Source organism: Xanthomonas sp. BRIP62418, assembly GCF_003993495.1.
Classification (GTDB): Bacteria; Pseudomonadota; Gammaproteobacteria; order Xanthomonadales; family Xanthomonadaceae; genus Xanthomonas; species Xanthomonas euroxanthea.
In genome coordinates this window covers 1-22,733 of sequence record NZ_QEZG01000056.1, presented here as the reverse complement: position 1 = coordinate 22,733, position 22,733 = coordinate 1, and the positions used below count along the sequence as shown (strand labels likewise).

Annotated in this window: 25 protein-coding genes; 11 read left to right on the top strand and 14 right to left on the bottom strand. The window is 67.9% G+C overall.

The window, feature by feature from the left end; all coding sequences use genetic code 11:
* Positions 1-21: 21 nt before the first annotated feature.
* The 5 genes from EO174_RS21355 to msrB all read right to left on the bottom strand — a co-directional run bounded on the left by EO174_RS21355 (position 22) and on the right by msrB (position 4,202).
* On the bottom strand, positions 22-306 hold the full coding sequence (locus EO174_RS21355; protein WP_104583214.1) for a DUF4031 domain-containing protein: 285 nt from the start codon (positions 304-306) through the stop codon (positions 22-24).
* Between the two features lie 10 nt (positions 307-316).
* On the bottom strand, positions 317-985 hold the full coding sequence (locus tag EO174_RS21350; RefSeq protein ID WP_241240058.1) for a hypothetical protein: 669 nt from the start codon (positions 983-985) through the stop codon (positions 317-319).
* Between the two features lie 278 nt (positions 986-1,263).
* On the bottom strand, positions 1,264-2,457 hold the full coding sequence (motB, locus tag EO174_RS21345; RefSeq protein ID WP_104583216.1) for a flagellar motor protein MotB: 1,194 nt from the start codon (positions 2,455-2,457) through the stop codon (positions 1,264-1,266).
* Positions 2,458-2,467: 10 nt separating this feature from the next.
* Entirely contained in the window at positions 2,468-3,322 is an 855-nt protein-coding gene (gene motA, locus EO174_RS21340; RefSeq protein WP_104583217.1) for a flagellar motor stator protein MotA, read from the bottom strand.
* A 415-nt stretch (positions 3,323-3,737) separates the two neighbouring features.
* Entirely contained in the window at positions 3,738-4,202 is a 465-nt protein-coding gene (msrB, locus tag EO174_RS21335; protein ID WP_104583218.1) for a peptide-methionine (R)-S-oxide reductase MsrB, read from the bottom strand.
* A 346-nt stretch (positions 4,203-4,548) separates the two neighbouring features.
* Between msrB and EO174_RS21330 the strand changes: the two genes are divergently transcribed.
* A complete protein-coding gene (locus EO174_RS21330) occupies positions 4,549-4,980 on the top strand; it encodes a hypothetical protein (protein ID WP_104649338.1) in 432 nt (143 codons plus the stop codon).
* A gap of 39 nt (positions 4,981-5,019) precedes the next feature.
* Here the strand turns inward: EO174_RS21330 and EO174_RS21325 are convergent, their stop codons facing one another.
* On the bottom strand, positions 5,020-5,499 hold the full coding sequence (locus EO174_RS21325) for an Lrp/AsnC ligand binding domain-containing protein (protein WP_024940284.1): 480 nt from the start codon (positions 5,497-5,499) through the stop codon (positions 5,020-5,022).
* 148 nt (positions 5,500-5,647) lie between these two features.
* On the opposite strand from EO174_RS21325, the gene EO174_RS21320 reads away from it, so the two are divergent.
* A complete protein-coding gene (locus EO174_RS21320; protein WP_119131749.1) occupies positions 5,648-6,937 on the top strand; it encodes a D-amino acid dehydrogenase in 1,290 nt (429 codons plus the stop codon).
* Positions 6,937-8,037 carry an alanine racemase gene (alr, locus tag EO174_RS21315; protein ID WP_104649340.1) on the top strand — a complete coding sequence of 367 codons (1,101 nt, stop codon included), beginning with the start codon at positions 6,937-6,939 and terminating at the stop codon, positions 8,035-8,037. Before EO174_RS21320 ends, alr begins: the two co-directional genes overlap by 1 nt.
* 387 nt (positions 8,038-8,424) lie before the next feature.
* On the opposite strand, the gene EO174_RS21310 is transcribed toward alr, so the two are convergent.
* A complete protein-coding gene (locus tag EO174_RS21310; protein ID WP_104649341.1) occupies positions 8,425-9,000 on the bottom strand; it encodes a DUF3016 domain-containing protein in 576 nt (191 codons plus the stop codon).
* Positions 9,001-9,250: 250 nt separating this feature from the next.
* On the opposite strand from EO174_RS21310, the gene EO174_RS21305 reads away from it, so the two are divergent.
* The 5 genes from EO174_RS21305 to EO174_RS21285 all read left to right on the top strand — a co-directional run bounded on the left by EO174_RS21305 (position 9,251) and on the right by EO174_RS21285 (position 13,973).
* Positions 9,251-9,697, top strand: coding sequence for a hypothetical protein (locus EO174_RS21305; RefSeq protein WP_164739102.1), 447 nt, complete (start codon positions 9,251-9,253; stop codon positions 9,695-9,697).
* On the top strand, positions 9,684-9,974 hold the full coding sequence (locus EO174_RS21300) for a hypothetical protein (protein ID WP_104583224.1): 291 nt from the start codon (positions 9,684-9,686) through the stop codon (positions 9,972-9,974). The genes EO174_RS21305 and EO174_RS21300 overlap by 14 nt, the downstream gene beginning before the upstream one ends.
* 107 nt (positions 9,975-10,081) lie before the next feature.
* Positions 10,082-12,115 carry a PAS domain-containing sensor histidine kinase gene (locus tag EO174_RS21295; RefSeq protein ID WP_104583321.1) on the top strand — a complete coding sequence of 678 codons (2,034 nt, stop codon included), beginning with the start codon at positions 10,082-10,084 and terminating at the stop codon, positions 12,113-12,115.
* Positions 12,116-12,242: 127 nt separating this feature from the next.
* On the top strand, positions 12,243-12,551 hold the full coding sequence (locus EO174_RS21290) for a DUF3247 family protein (RefSeq protein WP_016903450.1): 309 nt from the start codon (positions 12,243-12,245) through the stop codon (positions 12,549-12,551).
* Between the two features lie 87 nt (positions 12,552-12,638).
* Positions 12,639-13,973, top strand: coding sequence for a sorbosone dehydrogenase family protein (locus EO174_RS21285; protein ID WP_104649342.1), 1,335 nt, complete (start codon positions 12,639-12,641; stop codon positions 13,971-13,973).
* Between the two features lie 87 nt (positions 13,974-14,060).
* Here the strand turns inward: EO174_RS21285 and EO174_RS21280 are convergent, their stop codons facing one another.
* Positions 14,061-14,321 carry a hypothetical protein gene (locus EO174_RS21280; protein ID WP_104583227.1) on the bottom strand — a complete coding sequence of 87 codons (261 nt, stop codon included), beginning with the start codon at positions 14,319-14,321 and terminating at the stop codon, positions 14,061-14,063.
* A gap of 192 nt (positions 14,322-14,513) precedes the next feature.
* On the opposite strand from EO174_RS21280, the gene EO174_RS21275 reads away from it, so the two are divergent.
* Positions 14,514-15,581, top strand: a complete 1,068-nt coding sequence (locus EO174_RS21275; RefSeq protein WP_126947346.1) for a class I SAM-dependent methyltransferase — start codon at positions 14,514-14,516, stop codon at positions 15,579-15,581.
* Positions 15,578-16,291 (top strand): pseudouridine synthase, encoded by a 714-nt coding sequence (locus EO174_RS21270; protein WP_119131752.1) that lies wholly within the window; start codon positions 15,578-15,580, stop codon positions 16,289-16,291. The genes EO174_RS21275 and EO174_RS21270 overlap by 4 nt, the downstream gene beginning before the upstream one ends.
* A gap of 52 nt (positions 16,292-16,343) precedes the next feature.
* On the opposite strand, the gene EO174_RS21265 is transcribed toward EO174_RS21270, so the two are convergent.
* The 6 genes from EO174_RS21265 to EO174_RS21240 form a co-directional block, all read right to left on the bottom strand.
* Positions 16,344-17,150, bottom strand: coding sequence for an SDR family oxidoreductase (locus EO174_RS21265; protein ID WP_126947343.1), 807 nt, complete (start codon positions 17,148-17,150; stop codon positions 16,344-16,346).
* 216 nt (positions 17,151-17,366) lie between these two features.
* Positions 17,367-17,927 carry a DUF1415 domain-containing protein gene (locus EO174_RS21260; protein WP_104583230.1) on the bottom strand — a complete coding sequence of 187 codons (561 nt, stop codon included), beginning with the start codon at positions 17,925-17,927 and terminating at the stop codon, positions 17,367-17,369.
* 138 nt (positions 17,928-18,065) lie between these two features.
* A complete protein-coding gene (locus EO174_RS21255) occupies positions 18,066-18,902 on the bottom strand; it encodes an alpha/beta fold hydrolase (protein ID WP_126947340.1) in 837 nt (278 codons plus the stop codon).
* Positions 18,889-20,628: an ATP-binding protein gene (locus EO174_RS21250; protein ID WP_126947337.1), complete on the bottom strand. Its 1,740-nt coding sequence runs from the start codon at positions 20,626-20,628 to the stop codon at positions 18,889-18,891. Before EO174_RS21250 ends, EO174_RS21255 begins: the two co-directional genes overlap by 14 nt.
* On the bottom strand, positions 20,621-21,085 hold the full coding sequence (locus tag EO174_RS21245; RefSeq protein WP_126947334.1) for a hypothetical protein: 465 nt from the start codon (positions 21,083-21,085) through the stop codon (positions 20,621-20,623). Before EO174_RS21245 ends, EO174_RS21250 begins: the two co-directional genes overlap by 8 nt.
* A gap of 133 nt (positions 21,086-21,218) precedes the next feature.
* On the bottom strand, positions 21,219-21,704 hold the full coding sequence (locus EO174_RS21240; RefSeq protein WP_016903460.1) for a YajQ family cyclic di-GMP-binding protein: 486 nt from the start codon (positions 21,702-21,704) through the stop codon (positions 21,219-21,221).
* Between the two features lie 106 nt (positions 21,705-21,810).
* On the opposite strand from EO174_RS21240, the gene EO174_RS21235 reads away from it, so the two are divergent.
* Positions 21,811-22,707: a DMT family transporter gene (locus EO174_RS21235; protein WP_126947331.1), complete on the top strand. Its 897-nt coding sequence runs from the start codon at positions 21,811-21,813 to the stop codon at positions 22,705-22,707.
* Positions 22,708-22,733: the final 26 nt, after the last annotated feature.

Genomic DNA, 22,733 nt, shown 5'->3' with positions numbered 1-22,733 from the left:
CCCCAATCCCCAATCCCCGCCTCAAGGCGCCTCGCCCCGTGCCTGCGCACGTGCATTGGCGATCAAGGCCTTGAGCAAGACGCGATCGGTGTGACGGGAGATGGCGATGGCACCGAGCGCGATGGCTTCGGTGCGTAGCGGTGCGGGCACGTCGTAGTGCGCGCCGCTGAGTTTGTTCTGGAAGGCGCGGCGGGGAATGCCCAGCCGCGCCGCCATTGCATGCAGCTCGTCCAGCGTATCGCCGAGCAGATGCGCCCAGCGCTGCTCGCGCCACAGATGCACCGCATCGTCGACGTAGACGGCCACCGGCAGGCCCTCAGGCCTTCTTGGTCTTCTTTTTCTTGCTGCCGTCGCTTGCGTCGTCGGCATCGTCCTGCGGCGCGTCGCCTGCGGTTTCGGCAGCGGCGTCTGCGTCGCTGGCGTCGGCGTCAGCATCTGCCTGGGCATCGCTTGCCTCGGCATCTGCGTCTTCGGCTTCGCCGTCGTCGCCCTCGGCGTCGCTGTTCTCGAACTCGGACACCAGCGTGGTCAGGTATTCCTCGGCGGTCTTGCCGTCTTCGGCGGCCAGGTCGTCGATCATCTGCTGCAGCTGGGTGGAGTATTCCAGCGAGATGGTCTTGCCTTCCTTCTCCTGCAGATTGGCCAGGTGCTTGAGCATGGCCAGCATCGGCACCGGATTGTCGGCGCTGCCCATGGTCTGGCCGCCGATCGACAGCAGCCATTCGCTGTCGTTCTGCAAGCCGATCGCCGCGACCACGCGGCCGTCGGCATCCTGCAGCACGGCATGGTTGGCGATCTGCGGCGCCTGGCCCAGACGGACGATCGGGCGCTTGGGTTGGGACTTCTTGCGCTTGTCGCGCTTGGCCTTGGAATTGCGGGACACGGTGTTCTCGACGCTGGGAATGGCCGACCATTCTAGGCGCTTGTGCGCAGCCCGGCTCGGGTACCGCCATCGGGCCGGTGAACGCCCGCCGCGCCAGTCCACGCTCCTATGGGCCCTCCAGCGTGTCGAAGGCGCCGAGCCGGTATTTCGGGCAGGTTGCAGCGGCCGACACCACGCCTGTGCCCGAGCACGAGCGCGCCGCTGCTGGTCGGGACCGGAATGCAGCCGGAGCGGCCGGCCGCAGGATGCTGGAATTCGGCATGCACCTCAGTCAGGTCTGCACGACAACCTGCCGCCTCCAGCCGTACAGCCGCCAGCAACCGCTAGCCGCCGCCAGGCAACCGCCAGGCAATCACCAGGCCAGATGCCCTCAGCCGCCGTCAGCGCCGCTGGGGCGCTTCGCCGACGGCAGTGCGCGGCGCCGCCACGGCAGCTTCGGCAGCCTTGGCCAGGGCCGTGGCCGAGGCCAGCTGGGTGCGCGTGGAGACGCGCGGCGCGGCCGGCGCGGTGCTGCCGACCGTGGTGGTTGCCGCGGGCGGTTTGGCGTTCTCAGCAGCTGCAGGTCCGCCCGCCGCCGCGGTGGGCCCTGCCGCAGGCAGCGCGGCCGGTGTCCCCACCGCCGTGGTGGCCGCAGTCGCCGCGGCACTCAAGTCCGGCACATGGGTGTCGGCATCGTGGGTGGGCTTGCCCAGCGCAATGCCCTGGCCGGCGCCGGCCAGCGCGGCCTGTTCGGCATCCTGGGTCATCACCACGATGCTGATGCGGCGGTTGATCGGGTTCTGCGGGTTGGTCTTGTCGAACAGCACCGACGAAGACAGCCCCACCACGCGCGTCACCTTGGCATCGTCCATGCCGCCGCCCACCAGCGCGCGGCGCGCGGCGTTGGCGCGGTCGGCGCTGAGTTCCCAGTTGGTGTAGCCGGCATCGCTGCTGTAGGCGGTGGTGTCGGTGTGGCCGGTGATGCTGATGTGGTTGGGCACCTGGTTGATGAAGCTGGACAGCTCGCGCAGGATCGCCACGGTGTACGGCTTGAGCTGGTCGCGGCCCATGTCGAACATCGGCCGGTTCTGCTTGTCCACGATCTGGATGCGCAGGCCGTCCGGGGTGAGGTCGAGCAGCAGCTGGTCCTTGAACGGCTCCAGCGCCTGGCTCTTGTCGATGGCTTCCTTCAGGTCCTGCATCAGCGCTTCCAGGCGCTTCTTGTCCTTGGCGCGGCTGTCTTGGTTGGTGTCGGCGGCGTTGTCGCGCTTGCGGCCCATTTCGTCCTTCTGCCCCTTGGCCATGTCGGCGGTGCCGCCGAGCTTGATCATCGAGGTGCTGGCGCCGCCGGGGCCATTCATGCCCGGCGAGGGCGCCGGCGACTTGCCCGACAGCGGGCTGGGATTGCGGAAGTATTCCGAGATCGCGGCGCGCTGTTCCTTGGTGGTGGCGGCCATCAGCCACAGCACCAGGAAGAACGCCATCATCGCGGTCACGAAGTCGGCAAACGCCACCTTCCAGGCGCCGCCGTGATGGCCGCCGCCCTGCACCTTCTTGACCCGTCGGATGACGACGGTGGATTTGCCCTCGGCCATGACCGCGGCCCTACTTGATCGTCTTCAGGTGCGTTTCGAAATCCGCAAAGCTCGGACGCACGTTGGAGGGCAGTGTCTTGCGCGCGAATTCCAGCGCAATCTTCGGGTTGTAGCCGCGCAGGCAGGCCAGCAGCGCGGTCTTGACCGCCTCGTACATGCGCCCGTCCTGCTCGGCGCGCGCTTCCATCGCCGCGGCCAGCGGCGCGACGAAGCCATAGGCCAGCAGGATGCCCAGGAAGGTGCCGACCAGGGCGGCGCCGACGTGGTGGCCGATCTCCTCGATCGGCCCGCCGATCGAGCCCATGGTGATCACGATGCCGAGCACGGCCGCCACGATGCCGAAGCCGGGCAGGCCGTCGGACACCTTGCTCAACGCATGCGAGGGCGCCAGCGCCTCGTGGTGATGTTTTTCCAGCTCCAGCTCGAGTAGCGGCTCCAGCTCGTGCGGCTCGATGTTGCTGCCGATCATCAGGCGCAGGCAGTCGGTGATGAAGTCCAGCAGGTGATGGTCGGCAACCACCTTGGGGTAGTTGCCGAAGATGGTGCTGTCCTGCGGTTTTTCGACGTGGTCTTCCAGCGCCATGAAGCCGTCGCGGCGCGCCTTGTTGAGCAGCTCGTAGATCAGGCTCAGCGTGTCCTTGTAGTCGTCGGACTTGTACTGCGGGCCCTTGAACACGCCCATGATGCTGCTGAAGGTTTCCTTGACGATCTTGCCGGGCGTGCTGACCAGAAACGCGCCGAACGCCGCGCCACCGATGATCATCAGCTCGTACGGCTGCCAGAGCGCGCCCAGCTTGCCATGCGACAGCACATAGCCGCCCAGGACACTGACGATGACGACGATGAAGCCGATGATGATGAGCATGGCGCAGCCAGAAGCAAACAGGGTTGCTGTTGTTTCGGCTTGCGCGGCGGATTCTTGAAGCGCACGGCGTGAAGGTGTGCGGTGTAACTGAACGATCGCTTGGTGGATCGCATCTTCACGCGGCAGGTTGCGGCGCTGTCGTTACTTGCGCCAGGTGCGCTCAGGCCGTTCCAGCCCTTGATTGAAGGGCTTTGCGGCGCGGATACCCACTGCAAGCAATCTCTGCAACGCTCGTCGTGACGTAGTTTGGCGCAGCTGAGTCGGCGCTTGGTCGCAATGATGGTTCGACGCACTGCCGGGGTCGCTGCGCTGCGTCGCCGATGCGGCAGCGCCTGCCAGTGGGCGCATAGGTAGGCGCAGGTGTTGCAGGCATGCATCCGGCACGGAATCCCCGGGCCGGACACCACGCGTCGGCTCAGGCCGGTTGCGCCTCGGCACCTTCGCGCTGCAAGGGGTTGGGCAGCGCCTGGCCGTTTTCGGTAAAGCCCAGCGAGACCGAGTTCAGGCAGTGGCGTTCGCCGGTCGGCGGCGGGCCGTCGGGGAAGACGTGGCCCAGGTGGCTGTCGCAGCGCGCGCAGACGATCTCGGTGCGGATCATGCCGTAGCTGGTGTCGCGGATCTCGCGCACATGGGCGGCGTCGTAGGGCGCGAAGAAGCTCGGCCAGCCGGTGCCGGATTCGAACTTGGCGCTGGAGCGGAACAACGGCAAGCCGCACAGGCGGCAGGTGTAGACGCCGTCGAGCTTGTTGTCCAGGAACACCCCGCAGAATGGCGCTTCGGTGCCATGGTGCAGCAGCACGCGCTGTTCCTCGTCGCTGAGCCCGGCGATCAGGGCGTCGCGCTGGGCGGGGGAGGGAGGGGTCAGGTCGAACTGGCTCATGGGGCTCTCGCATGCGCGCGCTGGCAGGGGTGCCGCGCCTGCACCCGTGATGTGGGCGTTGTCGGCGTGGTTCAAGCGTGCGGGTGACCAAGCCCCTCTTCCGCCGGGGCGCCGAGCGAGGTTGGGCTGAGGGTACGGCGGCGAGGCCATGGCCCCGTACTGATTGCCAGGTGTTGCACGCACCCTCATCCGGCGCTGCGCGCCACCTTCTCCCACTGGGAGAAGGATGCTTTCGCGCCGCGATCACCTCACGAACGCGTTCATCCCGCAGCCAATCTCCCGCATTGCCGCAGTACATCGGCGCCCCCATCCAGACGGTACTCCTCGATCAAGCACGGTGTCCGTCATGGCGATTCCTTCTTCGATGCGCGGCCTGCTGCTGTGTGGTCTGTTGCTTGCCGCAGGCGCGGCAACGGCGCAATCGGCCACCAGCACACGCGCGTCCAATACCCTGCAGCCGATCACCAGCCCCACGCCCGCCCAGCCCACGCTGACCGCACCGCGCGCCGTGCAGCCTGCGCCGGGCACGGCTCCGGTGCCCTCGCAGCTCGGCCAGCGCCCGTCCGCGCCCACCATTCCGACCCGTGGCCCGGCACAGACGCCGGTGGCACCGGCCGGCAGCCAGGTTGCGCCGGCCAGCGCGCCGATGGTCTACGACCGCAATGGCCGCTTGCTGCAGGGCATGCAGCCGGCTGGCGCCAACCGGGTGCTGGATACCAAGACCGGGCGCTACTACGACGCGGTTCCGGCCGGCGACGGCATGCGCGTGGTGCGCTGACCCACGCTGTCACGAATCCCGAATCCCGAATCCCAGCCATCAGCCCTCGATCGGCAACGCCAGGGTCTCCTTGACCTCTTCCATCACGATGTAGCTCTTGGATTCGCGCACATGCGGCATGGTCAGCAAGGTACTGCCGAGCAGCTTGCGATACGACGCCATCTCGCTGATGCGCGCCTTGAGCAGGTAGTCGAAATCGCCCGACACCAGATGGCACTCCAGCACGTTGGGCAGCTTGAGCGCGGCGCGGCGGAACTCCTCGAAGATGTCGCCGGACTTGTAGGCCAGGCTGATCTCGACGAACACCAGCAGGCTGGCCTTGAGATAGTGCGGGTCCAGCCGCGCGTAGTAACCGGTGATGGCGCCATCGCGCTCCAGCCGGCGTACGCGCTCGGTGCAGGGGGTGGTCGACAGACCCACCCGCTCGCCCAGTTCGGTAAAGGAAATCCGCCCCTCCTGCTGCAGGATGCGCAGGATCTTGCGGTCGATCTTGTCCAGCTCGCGGGTGCGGGTCGTCATCGGGTCTGCTTCCACAAGTTTTGACAGGAGGATTCACTGCCAAGGTGCGCTGATTCCAGAAATGGCACTGCCTTGCTCTCAATATACTGCGTCTAACTATCCCCCTCGGCGCCTGGTTGTGGGGGAATACCCTTTCCAGGAGAACGACATGCGGGTGCTCATTCTCGGTAGCGGCGTCATCGGCACCACCACGGCCTGGTATCTGGCGCAGGCCGGTTGCCAGGTCACCGTGGTCGACCGCCAGCCGGCGGCGGCGTTGGAGACCAGCTATGCCAACGCCGGCCAGCTGTCGTTCGGCTACACCTCGCCATGGGCTGCGCCCGGCGTGCCCGGCAAGGCGATGAAGTGGCTGTTCGAGCAGCATGCACCATTGTCGATCCGGCCCACCCGCGACCTGCGACAACTTGCCTGGCTCAGCCAGATGCTGCGCAACTGCACCGCCGAGCGCTATGCGGTGAATAAGGCGCGCATGGTGCGCATGTCCGACTACAGCCGTGATTGCCTGAACGCATTGCGTGGCAGCACCGGCATCGAGTTCGAGGGTCGCCAGCTCGGCACCACCCAGCTGTTCCGCACCCAGCAGCAACTGGATGCCGCTGCGCAGGACATCGAGGTGCTGGCCCAGTACGGCGTGCCCTACGAGCTGCTGACCCCGGCGCAGATCGCGCAGTTCGAACCGGGCCTGGCCGGCGGTGGCGCGCAGATGGCCGGTGCCTTGCGCCTGCCCGAAGACCAGACCGGCGACTGCCGGCTGTTCACCCAGCGCCTGGCCGAACTGGCCACGCAGGCCGGGGTAGAGTTCCGCTACGGGCAGCAGATCGAGCATCTGCAGCACGCAGGCGGGCGCGTCACCGGCGTGCAGATCGATGGCCGCATCGAAACCGCCGACCGCTACGTGCTGGCGTTGGGCAGCTATTCGGCCGACCTGCTGCTCTCGCTCGGCCTGCATCTGCCGGTGTATCCGCTCAAGGGCTACTCGCTGACCATTCCGATCGTGGACGCACAGCGCGCGCCGACCTCCACGGTGCTGGACGAGAGCTACAAGATCGCGCTGACCCGTTTCGACGACCGTATCCGCGTCGGCGGCATGGCCGAGGTGGCCGGCTTCGACCTGTCCTTGAATCCGCGCCGTCGCGCCACGCTGGAGATGGTGGTCAACGACCTGTTTCCCGGGGCCGGCGATCTGGCCCAGGCCGAGTTCTGGACCGGCCTGCGCCCGGCCACGCCGGACGGCACGCCGGTGGTCGGCGCCACGCCGTATGCCAACCTGTTCCTCAATACCGGCCACGGCACCCTGGGCTGGACCATGGCCTGTGGGTCTGGCCGCTATCTGGCCGACCTGATGCAGGGCCGTACGCCCGACATCGATAGCGAAGGCCTGGACATCTTCCGTTACCTGTCGCCACGCAGCGCACGCGCGCAGCAGGAGGCCGCGTAGTGCGTCCTGCGCAAGCGTTGATCGATCTGGACGCATTGCGTCACAACTACCGCCTGGCCAGGCGCCTGGGCAACAGCAAGGCCCTGGCGGTGCTCAAGGCCGATGCCTACGGCCACGGCGCAGTGCGCTGCGCGCAGGCGCTGGACGGCGAGGCCGACGGCTTTGCGGTGGCCTGCATCGAAGAAGCGCTGGAGCTGCGCCAGGCCGGCATCCGCGCGCCGATCCTGCTGCTGGAAGGGTTCTTCGAACACGACGAACTGCGCCTGATCGCCGAGCACGATCTGTGGACGGTGGTGGCCACGCCGCAGCAGGTGCGCGCGCTGGCCGAGTTCCAGAGCCCGCGTCCGTTGCGGGTGTGGCTGAAGCTGGACAGCGGCATGCACCGGCTGGGCCTGTCGCCGGAAGATTTCCGTGCGGCGTGGCTGCGTCTGCGCGGGCTGCCGCAGATCGCCTCGCTGGTGCTGATGACCCACCTGGCGCGCGCCGACGAGCTGGAGTGCAGCCGCACCGACGAACAGGCGGTGGCGTTCGCGCTGACAGCGGGCGGCATGCCTGCGGAAACCAGCCTGCGCAATTCGCCCGGCCTGCTTGGCTGGCCGGCGCTGCGCAACGACTGGTCGCGTCCGGGGTTGATGCTGTACGGCGCAAACCCGTTCCCGCAGGACACCGACATCACCGCGCAGCTGCGTCCGGTGATGACGCTGCGCTCGCGCATCATCTCGGTGCGCGAGCTGCCGGCCGGCGAACCGGTGGGCTACGGCGCCCGTTTCGTCGCCGAAAGGCCGACCCGCGTCGGCGTGGTGGCGATGGGCTATGCCGACGGCTATCCGCAGTTCGCTCCCAACGGCACGCCGGTGCTGGTGGATGGACAGGTCTGCCCGCTGATCGGCCGCGTGTCGATGGACATGCTGACCGTGGACCTCACCGAGCATCCGCAGGCCGACATCGGTGCCAGCGTGCAGCTCTGGGGAGACGCGCCGCGCGTCAGTCCGCTGGCAACGCAGTGCAATGTCAGCGCGTATCAGCTGCTGTGCGGACTCAAGCGCGTGCCGCGGGTGTATGTGGGCGAGGCTGCAGTGGGCGAGGGCCTCACGCGGTGAGGTGTCTCGCTTCTCCCATCGGGAGAAGCTGCCCCGAAGGGGAGGATGAGGAGACGTGCGAAGCCACAGGCATTTGGAACGACACGTGAGCTTCGCCACATACCCTCACCCCAACCCCCGCTCCGCGCCCGGCCCGCGCCAGCAGCGCGGGCACTCCAAGGCCCGCGCGCCGGTGGCGCGCAGGCAGTGCCTTATCGCCCCGCCGGGAGAGGGGCGATAAGGGGTTGTCGTACGCCGGAAGTGCGCTAGTAACTCCTATGGCGCTGTTAACCGTCATGGCATTGCGGATGCGTAATCGCCTTGCGCTATGAATAAAAACGGCGCGTCGCGACGCGCCGTTCTCACACAAAGCCGAGTTGCTTTTCTGGCGCCGTCAGCACCAACCAATCACAGCCCGGCCGTGCTCCGGTCGCCGCGGAACTGCTTGCGCACCCAGTCGTCGATCATCGCCTTCTCGAAGCGCAGCGGGTCGCTGTCGGTCAGGCGCGGCCCGCTCATCAGAAAGGCCGAATCCACCAGCTTGCGTTCGCCCTGGTCGATCACCTGGCCATCGGCGCCGGTCAGCGTGTAGTTGAAGCTCAGGCGCGGCGGGTAGATGTCCTTGACGATGCGCACGTCCTGCATGCGCGGCCCGCGCCAGGGCTCGTACTGGCCGGCGCGTCGGATGTCGGTGATGGTCACGCTCAGGCGCTGGCCGTCGGGGAGTTTGCGCGCGGCGCTCTGCTGGAAATAGCTCGCCAGCTGGGTGACCCAGTCGCCACGCTGTGCTTCCCAGCGGTTGCCGCTGAAGCGCACTTCGGAAAACTGTGCCGGATCGGTCCAGCGGACATCGACCTTGCCGTCGCCGCTCACCGCGCGCGGCGCCTGTGGATCGGTGACGTTACGTACACGTGCCTGCGCGCCGGTTGCCGCGAGCAGTCCTGCCAGCAACAGGCTGGCGCCGCAAAGGCTGGAACGTTTCATGGAAAGTCTCCAAGCGGAAGGTACGTGGAAGTACCGGGCGTTTCTGCAGTGTGGGGGCGCGTCTGCTTGCCGGCAACGCTTGCCGCGCAAGGCCTGGCAGGGTCATTGCCACGCGGTTAATCCGCGGCGTCGGCACCATGACGGCGGGTTCACTGCGCCTGCGCCTGCGCTTCACGGCGCAGCCGGGAAGATCGCCAGCATGGACACCCACTCTTTCCGCACAAAATCAGCCTCTTCGGCGCCGGCACACATGCCGTCGGACGTGCGCCTGCAGTTCATCGACTGGGCGAAGCAGCACGGCCACAATCCCGCGACCGGGGCGGCCGCCTTCGTCGCCCTGCAAAGCGAGGTGGACCTGGATCTGGCAACGCGCACGCTGCGCCTGGCACCGGGGGCCTCGCCGCGCGAGGCCTTGCGCGAGCACCTGGCCGCGTTGGCGCGCCAGGGCGATGTGGCGGTGCAGTTTCCGCCGGTCTACGCCTACACCGCTGCCAACGGGCTGGAGTATCGCTACTCGCTGATGCTGGTGATTGCCGAGGATTGCGTGGAGTGGACCGGGCGGGTGTGGCAGGACCTGGATTACCAGGGAATGCTCACCGGCCGGGGCCAGGGTCCGCGTGCCAACTACACCCAACTGGCGCGGATGGCGCTGGAACACGAGCTTGATCAGGAGCGTCCCCGTTATGTCCAGGCATGAACTCGAACTGCAGCTGCCGCTGGGCGCACAGGTCGCCACCGGCGAAGATGGTTTCAGCGAGCGCTGCCGCAGCGAATGCGCCAAGCTCGGCCTGTCGCGGGTGAGGCTGCTGTTGCTCGATGCCGAGTACGCGCGCTCCACCGCCTGGCGCGAAGAAGCGCAGCGCTGGATGGACGAGCAATTGCGCCGCGAAGGCGAATGGGTGTTCCGCGGCATGATCGCAGGGATCGTGGTGCTGGCGGCATGCATCGCGCTGTGCGCGGCGCTGTTGTGGTGATGGCCAGGGAACCGGCTGGATGCGTGTGAACCGGGTCGGCTGGCTGTGCACCCGCTGACGACACCGTGCGTGCTTTCATCTGCCCGTCATCCGCCCTGGCATCACCCCTGGATCCCGATTTGAGCACCTCGACCACCCGCCCCGATCTGGCCACCGGCCTCCCGGCAGCATCCGCCGAGCCCTTCCTCGACCCGGGGATGTACCACGAGATCTTCCATAACCTGGATGCGGGGTTTTGCGTCATCGACATGGTGTTCGACGGCGACCAGGCCGTCGATTACGTGTTCCGCATGACCAATGACGCGTTCGAGCGTTACACCGGTCTGTCTGACGTAGTGAACGTGTCCATTCGCGGCATGCTGGCCGATCACGAACAGGAGTGGTTCGACCGCTACGGCCATGTCGCCCGCACCGGTAACCGCATCCACTTCGAAATGCAGGCCAAGGCGCTGCGCCGCTGGTACTCGGTGGATGCGTTCCGGGTCGGTCAGCCCGAGCAGGCGCGGGTGGCGGTGTTGTTCATGGACATCACCGAGCGCAAGCGGGTGGAGCGCGAGCTGGCCGAGAGCGAGGCCCGCTTCAGCGCGCTGGCCGACGGCCTGCCGATGCCGGTCTGGGTGCTGGACGCGCAGGGCGTGGTGCGCTTCGTCAACAGCGCGTATGGCGAATTCTTCGGCATCGACATTTCCAGCGGCACGGTCTCGGCCTGGAGCGAGTTGCTGCATCCGGACGACCTGTCGATCTTCCAGTTCGAACTCGCCGCCGCGCTGGACGAACAGCGCGGCCTGCACGCGCTGGTGCGTGCGCGTCGCCACGACGGGCAGTGGCGCTGGATCGAGATGACCGCCACGCCGCGCTACTCGGCCGACGGGCGCTTCATCGGCCTGGCCGGCAGCAGCCCGGACGTGACCGAACAGCGCGAGATCGAACTGGCGCGCGAGCAACTGCTCGAATCCGAGCGCAGTGCGCGCAACGAAGCTGAGAGCATGGCGCGGCTGAAGGACGAATTCCTGGCCACCTTGTCGCACGAGCTGCGCACGCCGCTGACCACCATCCTGGGGTGGAGCGAGCTGTTGCTGCAGCGGGTCGAGGAAGGCCATCCCAACTACAAGGGCCTGTCGGTGATCGCCAGCAGCGCCCGTGCGCAGAAACGCCTGATCTCGGACATGCTCGATCTCAGCAGCATGTTGCTGGGCAAGGTGCAGCTGGAGGTCGAGTCGCTGGACCTGGCCGAGCAGGTGCGCGAAGCCTTGAACACCCAAGAGCTGGCGGCCGAGGGCAAGGACCAGGTGCTGGAGGTGCATGCCCCGTCCACGCCGTGCCTGGTGCTGGGCGATGCCACGCGGCTGCAGCAGGTGTTGTGGAATCTGCTGTCCAATGCGATCAAGTTCACTCCGGCGCATGGCCGCATCGACGTCACCATCGAGCGCGACGACGGCCACGTGCTGGTGTCGGTGCGCGATTCGGGCGACGGCATTGCTGCCGAATTCCTGCCGCATCTGTTCGGCCGGTTCCGCCAGGCCGACGGCACCACCACGCGCCAGCACGGCGGCCTGGGCCTGGGCCTGGCGATCGTGCAGCAGCTGGTGGAAATGCATGGCGGCCAGGTCAGCGCCACCAGTGGCGGGCGCGGCAAGGGCGCCACGTTCACGGTGCGCCTGCCCGAGCATGTTCCCGACCAGGCCAGGCGTCCGCGGCGCGAGCTGCGCCGGCGGCTGATGTCCGAGCAGATCATCGAAGCGCGTGCGCTCAACGGCCTGCGCCTGCTGGCGGTGGAAGACCAGCCGGACATGCTCGACTACCTGCGCCGCCTGCTGGAAGAGCAGGGCGCCGAAGTGGTCACCGCCGGCAGCGCCACCGATGCGCTGGCGTTGATCGATCATCGCGGCCACGCACGCTTCGATCTGATGCTGACCGACATCGGCATGCCGGGCATGGACGGCTACGGGCTGATCCGCACCGTGCGCGACAACCTGGGGCTGGACGCGGCAGCACTGCCGGCGGTGGCCGTGACCGCACTGGCACGCGACGACGATCGCAAGCGCGCGCTGGACTCCGGTTTCCAGGAGCATCTGGCCAAGCCCTACAGCGTCGCCCAGCTGGTCACCGCGGTACGCGCCGCGCGCGAATCGGTGGAGTGAGGCCGAAGGCGGGTCTGATGCCGCGCCGTCGCGGCGACAGATCCGCAACCGGCCGAAGGGGGCTGTTTGCTGCCTCTTTCACAGCATGTGGCCTAGCGTGATGCACTCCCTCGATGGAGATGACGCCATGTCCAGATACGCCCCGCACGTCTATTCGGAACAAGTGCAGATCGCCACGCTCGAACATTGGGTCTCGCTGCTCGGTGGCCAGGAGCGCGTCCGCGTCGAACTCGACGACGGCAGCATGATCAGCGGCACCGTCGCGGTGCGCCCGAGCATCCAGACCTACCTGGACGACCAGCAGCGCGAAGGGCTCAACGGCCAGTTGCGCATCGACCAGCTGGACGCCGCACAGGAGCCGCACTGGATCTGGATGGACCGCATCGTGGCCGTGCATCCGTTGCCCTTGGGCAGTGATCCGCAAGCCGCGCCCTGAACGATGCATTGACGATGTGTTTACTTCTCGTGGTGGCGGTGACGGCATGATGGCCGATTGTCGCAACTGTTCAGGATTGCCCGCGCAATGAATGCTCCCGCGTTGAAGCTCGCCCGCTGGCCGCTGTCGCTACTGACCGTCGCCGTCCTCGCCGCCTGCGGCGACACCGCCACGCTTGCCATCGAACAGGGGACCGGGCCGAACCCGCAATTGCCCGAGCCGGTCAAACGCCTGATCCCCACCGTCAAGGTGGCGCCGGTCAAGCGCTGGACCGAGAACGCCAAGCCGATCGCCGCCGACGACCTGCAGGTTGCCGCGTTCGCGCGTGATCTGGACCACCCGCGCTGGATCTATGTGCTGCCGAACGGCGACGTGCTGGTGGCCGAAACCGCCGAGCCGCCCAAACCGGACAGCGCCGAAGGCGGTGGCATTCGCAAGAAGGTGCAGGGCGCGATGATGAGCAAGGCCGGTGCCGTGGTGCCCAGCGCCAACCGCATCACCTTGCTGCGCGATGCCGACGGCGACGGCGTGGCCGAAGTGCGTACCCAGTTCATCAGCGGCCTGTTTTCGCCATTCGGCATGGCCCTGGTCGGCGATCGTTTCTACGTGGCCAATGCCGATGCGCTGGTGAGCTTCCCGTACAAGCCCGGCGAAACGCATATCACCGCCAAGCCGACCTTCGTGGCCAATCTGCCTGGCGGGCTGAATCACCACTGGACCAAGTCGTTGCTGGCCAGTGCCGATGGCAGCAAGCTGTACGTCGGCGTCGGTTCCAACAGCAATGTGGCCGAAAACGGCATGGAGGCCGAACTCAACCGTGCGGCGATTCTGGAGATCGACCCGGCCACCGGCAGCAGCCGCGTGTTTGCCAGCGGCCTGCGCAATCCGGTCGGCACTGCCTGGGAGCCGCAGAGCAAGTCGCTGTGGGTCGTGGTCAACGAGCGCGACGAGATCGGCAGCGATCTGGTGCCCGACTACCTCACGTCGGTGCGCGACGGCGGCTTTTATGGCTGGCCGTACAGCTACTACGGCCAGCACGTGGACGAGCGGGTCAAGCCGCAAAACCCCGAGCTGGTGGCCAAGGCGCTCAAGCCCGATTACGCGTTGGGCCCGCATACCGCTTCGCTCGGTCTGAGCTTTGCCAGCGGAAGCCTGCTGCCGGAGCGCTTCCGGCAGGGCGCCTTCATCGGCCAGCACGGCTCGTGGAATCGCGATCCGCCCAGCGGCTACAAGGTGTTGTTCGTGCCGTTTGCCGACGGCAAGCCCAGCGGCACGCCGATCACCGTGCTGGATGGTTTCCTGGACGCCGAGGGCAATGCACAGGGGCGCCCGGTGGGCGTGAGCCCGGACAATACCGGCGCGCTGCTGGTGGCCGACGATGTCGGGAACGTGATCTGGCGGGTGACACCGAAGACGCGCTGATCCCGGCCGTCAAACAGGAAAAACCGGGCCCAGGCCCGGTTTTTTCATGCGCGTTCCGCTATCGCGCGCGCTGTTGCGCCGGTGCGCTCAGCGCGGCGATTCGGGCGACGCGCTGAAACGTCGTGCATAGCCGCGCTCCTCGGTGATCCGGCTGATGTCTTCATCGGCCATCTCCGGTGCGCCATAGACCGCATACGCCACGCTGCCATCGTCGCGCTCACCGACCTGATGCAGGCGATAACGCGGCCGGCCCGCGCCGGTGTTTTCGGGGTAATGCATCGGTGGCGGGGTGTCATCCAGATCCATTTCGCTGTTGTCGACCACTCCACCTACGAACAGGGCTCGCATCGCGTCTCTCCGGTATTGGTGTGATTCCAGCCTAGGTGGGCGGATGTTGCGTAAGCATCAATAGTCCGTATAGACATTGGAAGGGCCGCAGTCTGCAGGTCACGCAATCGAACGCCCGTTCAAGCCAGCACCAGGGCGGGGGACAGGCAGTGCTCCCTTACAATGGCAGCCTGTTCCCGACCCGATGATCCGATGGCTGGCCCGCACGATGCCCCGCTTCAAGCCCTGTTTCTGCCCTTTGCCCAGGGCGTGCTGCCGTGGCCCAGCGGCCCGGTGCTGTTCCTGCGCGCGCGTGACGGCTTTCCGCTGCGCGCGCATGCGGCGGCCGATGCACTGACCTGCGAGCAGAGCTTTCGCCCGTTCGCCGAGGCGCTGGAGCGCAACGGCTGGAGCGTGCGCGAAGAGGGCCAGATCGAGGCCGACAGCACCCGTTACGCCCTGGTGCTGGTGCTGCCGCCGCGGCAACGCGAGGAAGCGCGTGCCTTGTTTGCGCGCGCAGTGGCGCTGGCTGCGCCGGGCGGCCGCGTAGTGGCCTGCCAGTCCAACAACGAGGGCGCGCGCTCGGGCGAGGCCGATCTGCGTCAGCTCACCGGCCTGGCCGGCAGCCTGACCAAGCACCATTGCCGCACCTACTGGAGCCCGCCGCTGCCCGCCGACACCGATGCGGCGCTGCAGGTGCGCTGGGCCGCGCTGGATGCGCCGCGCCCGATCCTGGACGGGCGCTTCGTCAGCCGCCCCGGTGTGTTCGCCTGGGACCGCATCGATCCTGCCTCGGCGCTGCTGGTCGAGCATCTGCCGGGCACGCTGGCCGGGCATGGCGCCGACCTGGGCGCGGGCTTCGGTTATCTGTCGGCCGAGGTGCTGGCGCGTTGCCCCAAGGTCACCGGACTGGATCTGTACGAGGCCGAGGCGCGTGCACTCACCCTGGCGCAGCGCAATCTGCAGGCCATCGCGCATCCGGCGCAGCTGCAGTACCACTGGCGCGACGTCACCGCCGGCCTGGCGGCGCAGTACGATTTCATCGTCAGCAACCCGCCGTTCCACACGCCTTCGCGCGCGGATCGCCCGGATATCGGTCAGCGCTTCATCGCCGTGGCCGCGCAGGCGCTGCGCCCGGGTGGGCAGCTGCTGCTGGTCGCCAACCGGCATCTGCCCTACGAATACGTGCTCAACGAAAGCTTCGGGCAGGTGCGCGTGGCCGCCGAACGCGACGGGTTCAAGCTGATTTCCGCCATCCGCGGCCGCGGAGCGCGCGCATGAAGCTGGTCAAGCACATCGCCAATCTCGGCTACGGCAGCCGCAAGCAGGTGACCCAGCTGTTTCGCCAGGGCGCGGTCACCGATGCCGCCGGCGAGGTGCTGTATGCCGACGACCAGGTGGAGCACGATGCGATCCGCATCGATGGCGAGCCGCTGGATCCGCCACCGGGTCTGAGCCTGTTGCTGCACAAGCCCGGCGGCTACACCTGCTCGACCAAGGACACCGGCCGGCTGATCTACGAACTGCTGCCGCCGCGCTTCCGCTCGCGCGCACCGGTGCTGGCGCCGGTGGGGCGGCTGGACCGCGAGACCAGCGGCCTGTTGCTGATGACCGACGACGGCGCGCTGCTGCACCGGATCATTTCGCCCAAGTCGGCGCTGGACAAGGTCTACGACGTCACCCTGGCCGAGGACCTGCGCGGCGACGAAGCGGCGCTGTTTGCCAGCGGCACGCTCCTGCTGGAAGGCGAAACCAAGCCGCTGCTGCCGGCCGAACTGGACGTGCTCGGCCCACGCCAGGCACGCCTGACCTTGCACGAAGGCCGCTATCACCAGGTGCGGCGCATGTTCGCCGCCGCCGGCAATCACGTGGTGGCCTTGCACCGCAGCCGCATCGGTGGCTTGTCGCTGGATGGCCTGCCGTCCGGGCAATGGCGCGCGTTGGCGGCGGAGGATCTTGCGGTGTTGTTCGGCCGCGGCGCGCAGGCCTGAGCCGCGTTGCCGTTGAGTGCGCATGCGCCGATCCCGGCATGCGCGGCACTCCTTAGACGTACTGCATCTTGCGCGACATGCCGCCATCGACGATGAAGTCCTGCCCGGTCACAAAGCCCGACAGCTGCGGCGACAGCAGATAGACCGCCAGCTGCGCGATGTCGTCCGGCGTGCCGACGCGTCCGGCCGGATGCTGGGCATGGTCGCGCCGCGATAACTTGGGTGTGCGCCGGCGCTGCGGCGCGCGCCAGGCGTCGGTGCTGATCCACCCCGGGCTGATGCTGTTGACGCGCACCTGCGGGCCTTCGCTCAGCGCCAAGGCGTGGGTGAAGGCCACCAGCCCGCCCTTGGCGGCGGCATAGGCCTCGCTATGGGGCTCCGATTGCCAGGCGCGGGTGGAGGCGATATTGACGATCGCACCGCCGCCCTGGGCCTGCGCCAAGGCGGGCAAGGCCTGCTTGCTGCACAGGAATGCGCCATGCAGGCTGGCCAGCCTGCGATTCCACTCCTGCCAGTCCAGTTGCGGCAAGGGCGCCACATGCGGATCGGCCACGCCTGCGTTGTTGACCAGGCCATCGAGCCGCCCGAAGCGCCTGAGCGCGGTGGCGATCAGGCGCGCTGCCTGCGGTTCGCGCGCGGCATCGCAGCGCACGAAGGCACTGCGCCGCGGCAACGCCCACTCCTGCAGGCAGGCCTTGCCGGCATCGGCATCCAGGTCGCCGATCACCACGCTGCCGCCGGCGCCCAGCACCGCCTGCGCGATGCCACGGCCGATGCCTTGGGCACCACCGGTGATCACCACCACGCGGTCCTGCAACGGGGAGGGATTCCATGCGGAGACGGCGGGAGTCAGCGGCATCGGGCGCACCATGGCAGTGAGGTCGCGCGCACTGTAACGCGGGCGCCGTGGTGGCCATAGCAACGCGATTCCCGCGTGCGGCCCGGGCATGCTGGTGCCTTCTGGTGCCTTACCGCGCCGTCATCGGTGGGCCGAGCTAGGGCGCGCCGGCACGGCGCCACGTGTCTCCGACGCGGCCGTCCGGCACCGCTGGTGCCACCGCACGCGCTGCGGCGGTCAGTGCTGCGATGCGCTCAACAACCGTTCCCAGCCGTCCTGGCCCAGGCGTTCCAGCGTCTGGATATTGCGTTCGACGATCACATCCGGGTCCGGGAACGCGGCCACCGCGCGCTCCACGCTGTCTTCGCGCAGCAGGTGCAAGGTGGGGAAGGGCGAGCGGTTGGTGAAGTTGGCCACGTCATCCACCGCCGCGCCTGCGAACTGATAGTCCGGATGGAAGCTGGCCACCTGCAGCACGCCGTCCAGATCCAGCGCGTCCACCGCCGCATCGGCGTTGTCGAGGAAGTCGTTGTAGTCCAGGAAATCGGTGAGCACGTCCGGATGCACGATCAAGGTGGTGTCGATCTGCTCGGCCGGCGTGTCGCGCAGCAGCACCAGCTCCTCGGCCAGTTGTTCGAGCAGCGCCTCGGGCGTGCTGGCATCGCTGAGCACCAGCCGCACCTGCTCCTTGACGTAGACCGCCTTGGCGAATGGACACAGGTTCAAGCCGATCACCGCGCGCTCGATCCACTGGCGGGTGGCGGTCAACGGATCAAGCGTGGCAGGGGTGGGCGTCATCGTGGCGGCGGCGTGATGGTGGGCCAGTGTATGCGATCGCTGCCGGCGCGGCCGCCCGTGCCGCTGCGGCGCCGCGCCGAGCAGGCGCGGCCGACACGGCGAGCCGAGTGCAGGGAAAACCCGCGGCAGTTGCAGCGCTCACGCGGACCCGGCGTCAGCGCGTGCGCCATTGAGGCCGACATGCGCGCGCAAGAATGCAATCGAGGCCTGCGCAACCGTATCGGCGTGCGGGGTCTTGTGCGGCGAGCCGATCGCATGCGCGCCGGTATCGAAGGCCATCGCGCAGGTGTGTGCCGGCGCGCTGCCGAGCGCGGCGAACATGGCCAGCATCGCCGGCACCGAGGCGGTTGGATCCTCCTCGCCGTTGGCAGCGCGGTAATAGCCCAGAAACACCGGGCAGCGCACGCGTGGCCAGGGTGGATCGGCGGCAACCGCGTCGAACAGGTTGCGCAGCGCGCGGAAGCCGTCCGGGTGGATGGTGCTCGACCAGAACGCCAGGGACGCGGCGGTGCGCGGGCGTGGGTCGGTCAATGGCGTTTGCGCGGCGCAGACCTGATCCAGCAGCGCCGGATCGGCCGGCCGGATGCCCGGTGACCAGGCAATCACTGCGGCCACCGCATCGGGACGTTGCGCCGCCAGCCACAAGCCCAGCGTGGCGCCCATGGACGAGCCGACGATCGCCACGCGCGCGCCCATGCGCTGCGCCTGCGCCAGCGCATCCAGTGCCGAGGCCTGCAACACCGCCGGCGTCAGCCCCTGCATCGCGTCGGCCGCGCTGCGGCCATGCCCTGGCCACCGGTGCACGTACAGGTTGGCAGCCAGCGCATCGGCGATCTGCTCGGGCAGGTCGCCGGCTTCTCCCGGGCTGGCGGTGAACCCGTGTAGGTACAGCAGCGCCAGCGGTGTGCGCGTCTGCGCGCCGGCATGCCAGTGCTGGCGTGCCGCGTTGCCCGGTTTCAGGTCAGCCGGTTGCATGGGGGGCCTGCGCGCCCAGGATGGCCAGCAACTCGTGCGCGTTGATCGGTTTGGACAGATAGCCGGCAACGCCGGCAGCGGTGGCCTCGCGCATCGAATCGGTGCGGGTATCGGCGGTCAGCACGATGATCGGCGGCAGGGCGGCGATCGCCTCGCGCGCCTCGCGCAGCGCGTCCCAGCCCGAGGTGCCGGGCATGTGCAGGTCGAGGAACACCAGGTCCGGCGCCGCTTCGCGGATGCGCTGCACCGCGTTGCTGCCATCGCTGTGAAAGCTCACCCGATGCCCGGCGCGGGTGAGCAGGTTGCCGATCACCAGCCGATTGGTGTCCAAGTCCTCGAACACCAGGCAATGCAGCGGCGGCACCGTCGCGGCATGCTGCTGCAGGGCCTCGCGCAGCGCCGGCGGTCGGCTGCGGTGCGCCGCGGCGGCAGCCAGCGCGAAGGTCCAGCGAAACACGCTGCCGCCGCCGGGATTGTCGCGCACGCTCAGGCTGCCGCCCATCGCGTCGGACACCGACAGCGCAATGTACAAACCCAGGCCGACCCCGCCCTCGGTGCGGCTGAAACCGGTGCTGAGCTGGGTGAAGGGGGTGAAGATGTAGGCCTTCTGGTCGTCGGCAATGCCGATGCCGGTGTCGGTCACGGTCACCGAAATCGCCCAGCGCTGCTGCACCTGCGTGGCGGCGATCAGCACGTCCACCGACCCACCGGCCGGGGTGAACTTGATCGCATTGATGACCAGGTTGGTGATGACCTGTTCGATACGCCCCTCGTCGCCGATGAGGTCAGGCGTCTGTGCCGCATCGCTGCGCAGTTCCAGCGCCACGCCCTTGGTGGACGCGGCACTCGCACACACCGCTTTGACCGTGGCCAGCACATCGAGCAGGCTCAGCGGCTTGCTGTGCAGCTGCAGCCGGCCACCGTCGATGCTGGCGACGTCGATCACTTCGTTCACGCGGTGGCGCAGCGCGATCGCATTGACCGTCATCGCCTGCATCAGTTCGCGTTGTTGTGCCGACAAGGTGTCGCCATCGATCAGCTGCGCGCAGTTGATGACCGCGTTCAACGGTGTGCGCAGTTCGTGATTCATGGTGCTGATGAAGCGGCTCTGCGCATCGCGCGAGGCCAGCGCCTGCAGGGCGATCTCCTGCATCGCGCTGACGATGCGCGCCACCAGCAGCGGCAGTACCACGCTCAGCGCCACCGCGTACACGAAGTAGGCAGGGCGCGAGAGCCAGTAGCCGGCCGGCGCGGTCAACAGCATCAGCACGAAGGTGCTGAGCAGCACCGGCAGCGTCGCCTTCTGCCCGTAGCGCGCCACCGCGGCGATGGTGATGAAGGGCAGGAAGGCATTCAGCGACATCAGCAGGATGAAGGCCAGATAGGTCTGGATGCCGATGAACAGCAGGTTCATCGCAAACCCGATCGCATCCAACCACTCGCCTGGCGGGATGAGCCTGCGTCGTACCAGCACCATCCAGACCACCGCCAGCCCCCACAGCATCGCCGCGGTGGGGAACACCGCCTGCGCATCCCTGACCAGCACCGGCTGCGGCCCGTACAGCCAGCCGAAGCACCATAGGGCCACGATGGTCTGCACGATCACCCGGCCGACGCAGGCGCGGTATTCCAGGAACGATTCGAACAGTCGCACGAGCCGGTCGTTGCGCAGCTGCCGGGCGGCCAGAATCAGGCCGGGCGCTGCACGGTTGGATCCACTACGCATCGGGGCCGGTGTCGTCGTTGGGGAGGGTGCGTCGGTAATTCTTGACCAACAGGCCGGCCGCGGTCGCAATGGCGGTGTAGCGCTGCGCAAGCACGCACCCGAGTTCGCCGCCGTCGACATCGCCGCGCAACTGGTCGCAGGCGTTCAGCAGTTCGGCAGAGCCGGTCAGCGAGAGCGTGTTCTTGAGCGAATGGATCTGCTCCAGCGCCTGCGCCCGGCTGGTGCCGGCCTGGCCGAGCGTGCAGCTGGCGATGGCGCGCTGCACTTCCGCCGCAAACGCATCGGCAAAGGTCGCAGCCGCCACCGGGTCCAGCCCGGCCAGCGTATGCAGCGTCGAGCCGGTTTCGATATGCGGCTGTGCGTGCGTCATGGCGCACGCCGTCCCGGCAGCTGGCGGCGCCTGCGGCACCGTGGCCAGGTGCGCGCGTTGCAACAGGCTGGAGAGCAGGCCACGCATGCTTGCATCAGCTCCGTAACGCGCCGGCGCGCGCGTGGCCGATGCCCGGGTAACGGGCGGCCGACACACCGCGCCGCGCGGCCCGCCTGCACAGCGCGGCACAACAAGGCGCCGTGTCAGCCACAACGCGTGCTCAGTCGCGGAAGTTGTCGAACTGCAACGGTAGCTCGAAATCGGCCTTCTTCAGCAGCGCCATCGCATCCTGCAGGTCGTCGCGCTTCTTGCCGCTCACGCGCAGCTTGTCGCCATTGATCTGCGCCTCGACCTTGAGCTTGGCCTCCTTGAGCTTGGCGACCAGCTGCTTGGCCTGTTTCTGCTCGATGCCCTGCTTGACGGTGACCTTCTGGCGCGCACCGGCCAGGTTGGTCTCCATGTCGCCGAACTCCAGGCAGCGCACGTCGATGCCGCGTGCCAGCAGGCGCGCGCGCAGGATGTCGGTCATCTGCTTGACCTGGAAGTCGCTGGGCGCGGACTGGTTGATCGCCTTGCCGTCCTCCAGCTCGAACCTGGCTTCCACGCCCTTGAAATCGAAGCGTGTATCCAGCTCGCGATTGGCCTGGTCCACCGCATTGGTCAGTTCGTGCTTGTCGACTTCGGACACCACGTCGAAGGAAGGCATGCAAAGCTCCTGCTCTCTATAAACAGCCGCCATTCTAGGGCATCGCGTCGTCGCCCCGGTCCACACGCGGTTGGCAGTCTGCGCGCAAGCGCAGCGATAATGGCCCATGCCCACCACCCGCTCTCCGCTTCCCGCCATCACCTGGATGGTGGCCGCCGTGGCCTGCTTCTCGCTGATGGACGCGGGAATGAAGCTGCTGTCGGCGCATTACCCGCCGCTGCAGGTCACCTTGCTGCGCGGCGCCGCCTCGCTGCCGTTCGTGCTGGTGTGGGTGCTGGCCACCGCCGGCCCGCGCTCGATCGTGCCGGTGCGCTGGGGCCTGCACCTGCTGCGCGGGGTACTGGGCATGGTGATGATCGGCTGCTTCGTCTACGGCCTGAAGCGCATGCCGCTGTCCACTGCCTACACGCTGTATTTCGTCGCCCCGTTGCTGGTGGCGGCGCTGTCGGTGCCGTTGCTGGGCGAGCGGGTCGGGCCACGGCGCTGGACGGCGATCGGGATTGGCCTGGTCGGGGTGATCGTGGTGTTGCGCCCGGGCGTGGACGGGCTGATCTCGCTGCCCGGGCTGATGGTGCTGCTGGCGGCCACCGCCTATGCCATCGCCGCCATCAGCGTGAGTCTGCTGACCCGCACCGACACCCCGCAGGCGATGGTGGTGTCGTTCCTGCTGTTCATGGCGATCGGCGCCGGCCTGCTGGCCATTCCCGACTGGGTGCCGTTGCGGGGCGAGCACGCCTGGCTGATCGCCGGCATGGGCCTGGCTGGCGCACTGGGGCAGATTGCGCTGACCCAGGCCTTCCTGCGCGGCGAGGCCTCGATGATCGCGCCGCTGGAATACACCGGCCTGGTCTGGGTGATCGGCTTGGACTGGCTGCTGTGGCAGACCCTGCCCGATGGCTGGACCTGGACCGGCGCCGGCATCATCGTCGCCAGCGGGCTGTATTTGCTGCGGCGGGAGCGGATACGGCAGGCGGATCGCCCGGCGGCGTTGGATAGGCCGTGATTCGGGAGTGGGGATTGGGGATTGGG

Coding starts and splice junctions, on each gene's coding strand:
- EO174_RS21285 (WP_104649342.1), top strand. CDS start 12,639: ATGAATGCTCCCGCGTTGAAGCTCGCCCGCTGGCCGCTGTCGCTACTG.
- msrB (WP_104583218.1), bottom strand. CDS start 4,202: ATGAGCCAGTTCGACCTGACCCCTCCCTCCCCCGCCCAGCGCGACGCC.
- EO174_RS21280 (WP_104583227.1), bottom strand. CDS start 14,321: ATGCGAGCCCTGTTCGTAGGTGGAGTGGTCGACAACAGCGAAATGGAT.
- EO174_RS21245 (WP_126947334.1), bottom strand. CDS start 21,085: ATGCGTGGCCTGCTCTCCAGCCTGTTGCAACGCGCGCACCTGGCCACG.
- EO174_RS21255 (WP_126947340.1), bottom strand. CDS start 18,902: ATGCAACCGGCTGACCTGAAACCGGGCAACGCGGCACGCCAGCACTGG.
- EO174_RS21270 (WP_119131752.1), top strand. CDS start 15,578: ATGAAGCTGGTCAAGCACATCGCCAATCTCGGCTACGGCAGCCGCAAG.
- EO174_RS21330 (WP_104649338.1), top strand. CDS start 4,549: ATGGCGATTCCTTCTTCGATGCGCGGCCTGCTGCTGTGTGGTCTGTTG.
- EO174_RS21260 (WP_104583230.1), bottom strand. CDS start 17,927: ATGACGCCCACCCCTGCCACGCTTGATCCGTTGACCGCCACCCGCCAG.
- motB (WP_104583216.1), bottom strand. CDS start 2,457: ATGGCCGAGGGCAAATCCACCGTCGTCATCCGACGGGTCAAGAAGGTG.
- EO174_RS21310 (WP_104649341.1), bottom strand. CDS start 9,000: ATGAAACGTTCCAGCCTTTGCGGCGCCAGCCTGTTGCTGGCAGGACTG.
- EO174_RS21325 (WP_024940284.1), bottom strand. CDS start 5,499: ATGACGACCCGCACCCGCGAGCTGGACAAGATCGACCGCAAGATCCTG.
- EO174_RS21235 (WP_126947331.1), top strand. CDS start 21,811: ATGCCCACCACCCGCTCTCCGCTTCCCGCCATCACCTGGATGGTGGCC.
- motA (WP_104583217.1), bottom strand. CDS start 3,322: ATGCTCATCATCATCGGCTTCATCGTCGTCATCGTCAGTGTCCTGGGC.
- EO174_RS21250 (WP_126947337.1), bottom strand. CDS start 20,628: ATGCGTAGTGGATCCAACCGTGCAGCGCCCGGCCTGATTCTGGCCGCC.
- EO174_RS21290 (WP_016903450.1), top strand. CDS start 12,243: ATGTCCAGATACGCCCCGCACGTCTATTCGGAACAAGTGCAGATCGCC.
- EO174_RS21240 (WP_016903460.1), bottom strand. CDS start 21,704: ATGCCTTCCTTCGACGTGGTGTCCGAAGTCGACAAGCACGAACTGACC.
- EO174_RS21305 (WP_164739102.1), top strand. CDS start 9,251: ATGCCGTCGGACGTGCGCCTGCAGTTCATCGACTGGGCGAAGCAGCAC.
- EO174_RS21265 (WP_126947343.1), bottom strand. CDS start 17,150: ATGCCGCTGACTCCCGCCGTCTCCGCATGGAATCCCTCCCCGTTGCAG.
- EO174_RS21275 (WP_126947346.1), top strand. CDS start 14,514: ATGGCTGGCCCGCACGATGCCCCGCTTCAAGCCCTGTTTCTGCCCTTT.
- EO174_RS21320 (WP_119131749.1), top strand. CDS start 5,648: ATGCGGGTGCTCATTCTCGGTAGCGGCGTCATCGGCACCACCACGGCC.
- EO174_RS21300 (WP_104583224.1), top strand. CDS start 9,684: ATGTCCAGGCATGAACTCGAACTGCAGCTGCCGCTGGGCGCACAGGTC.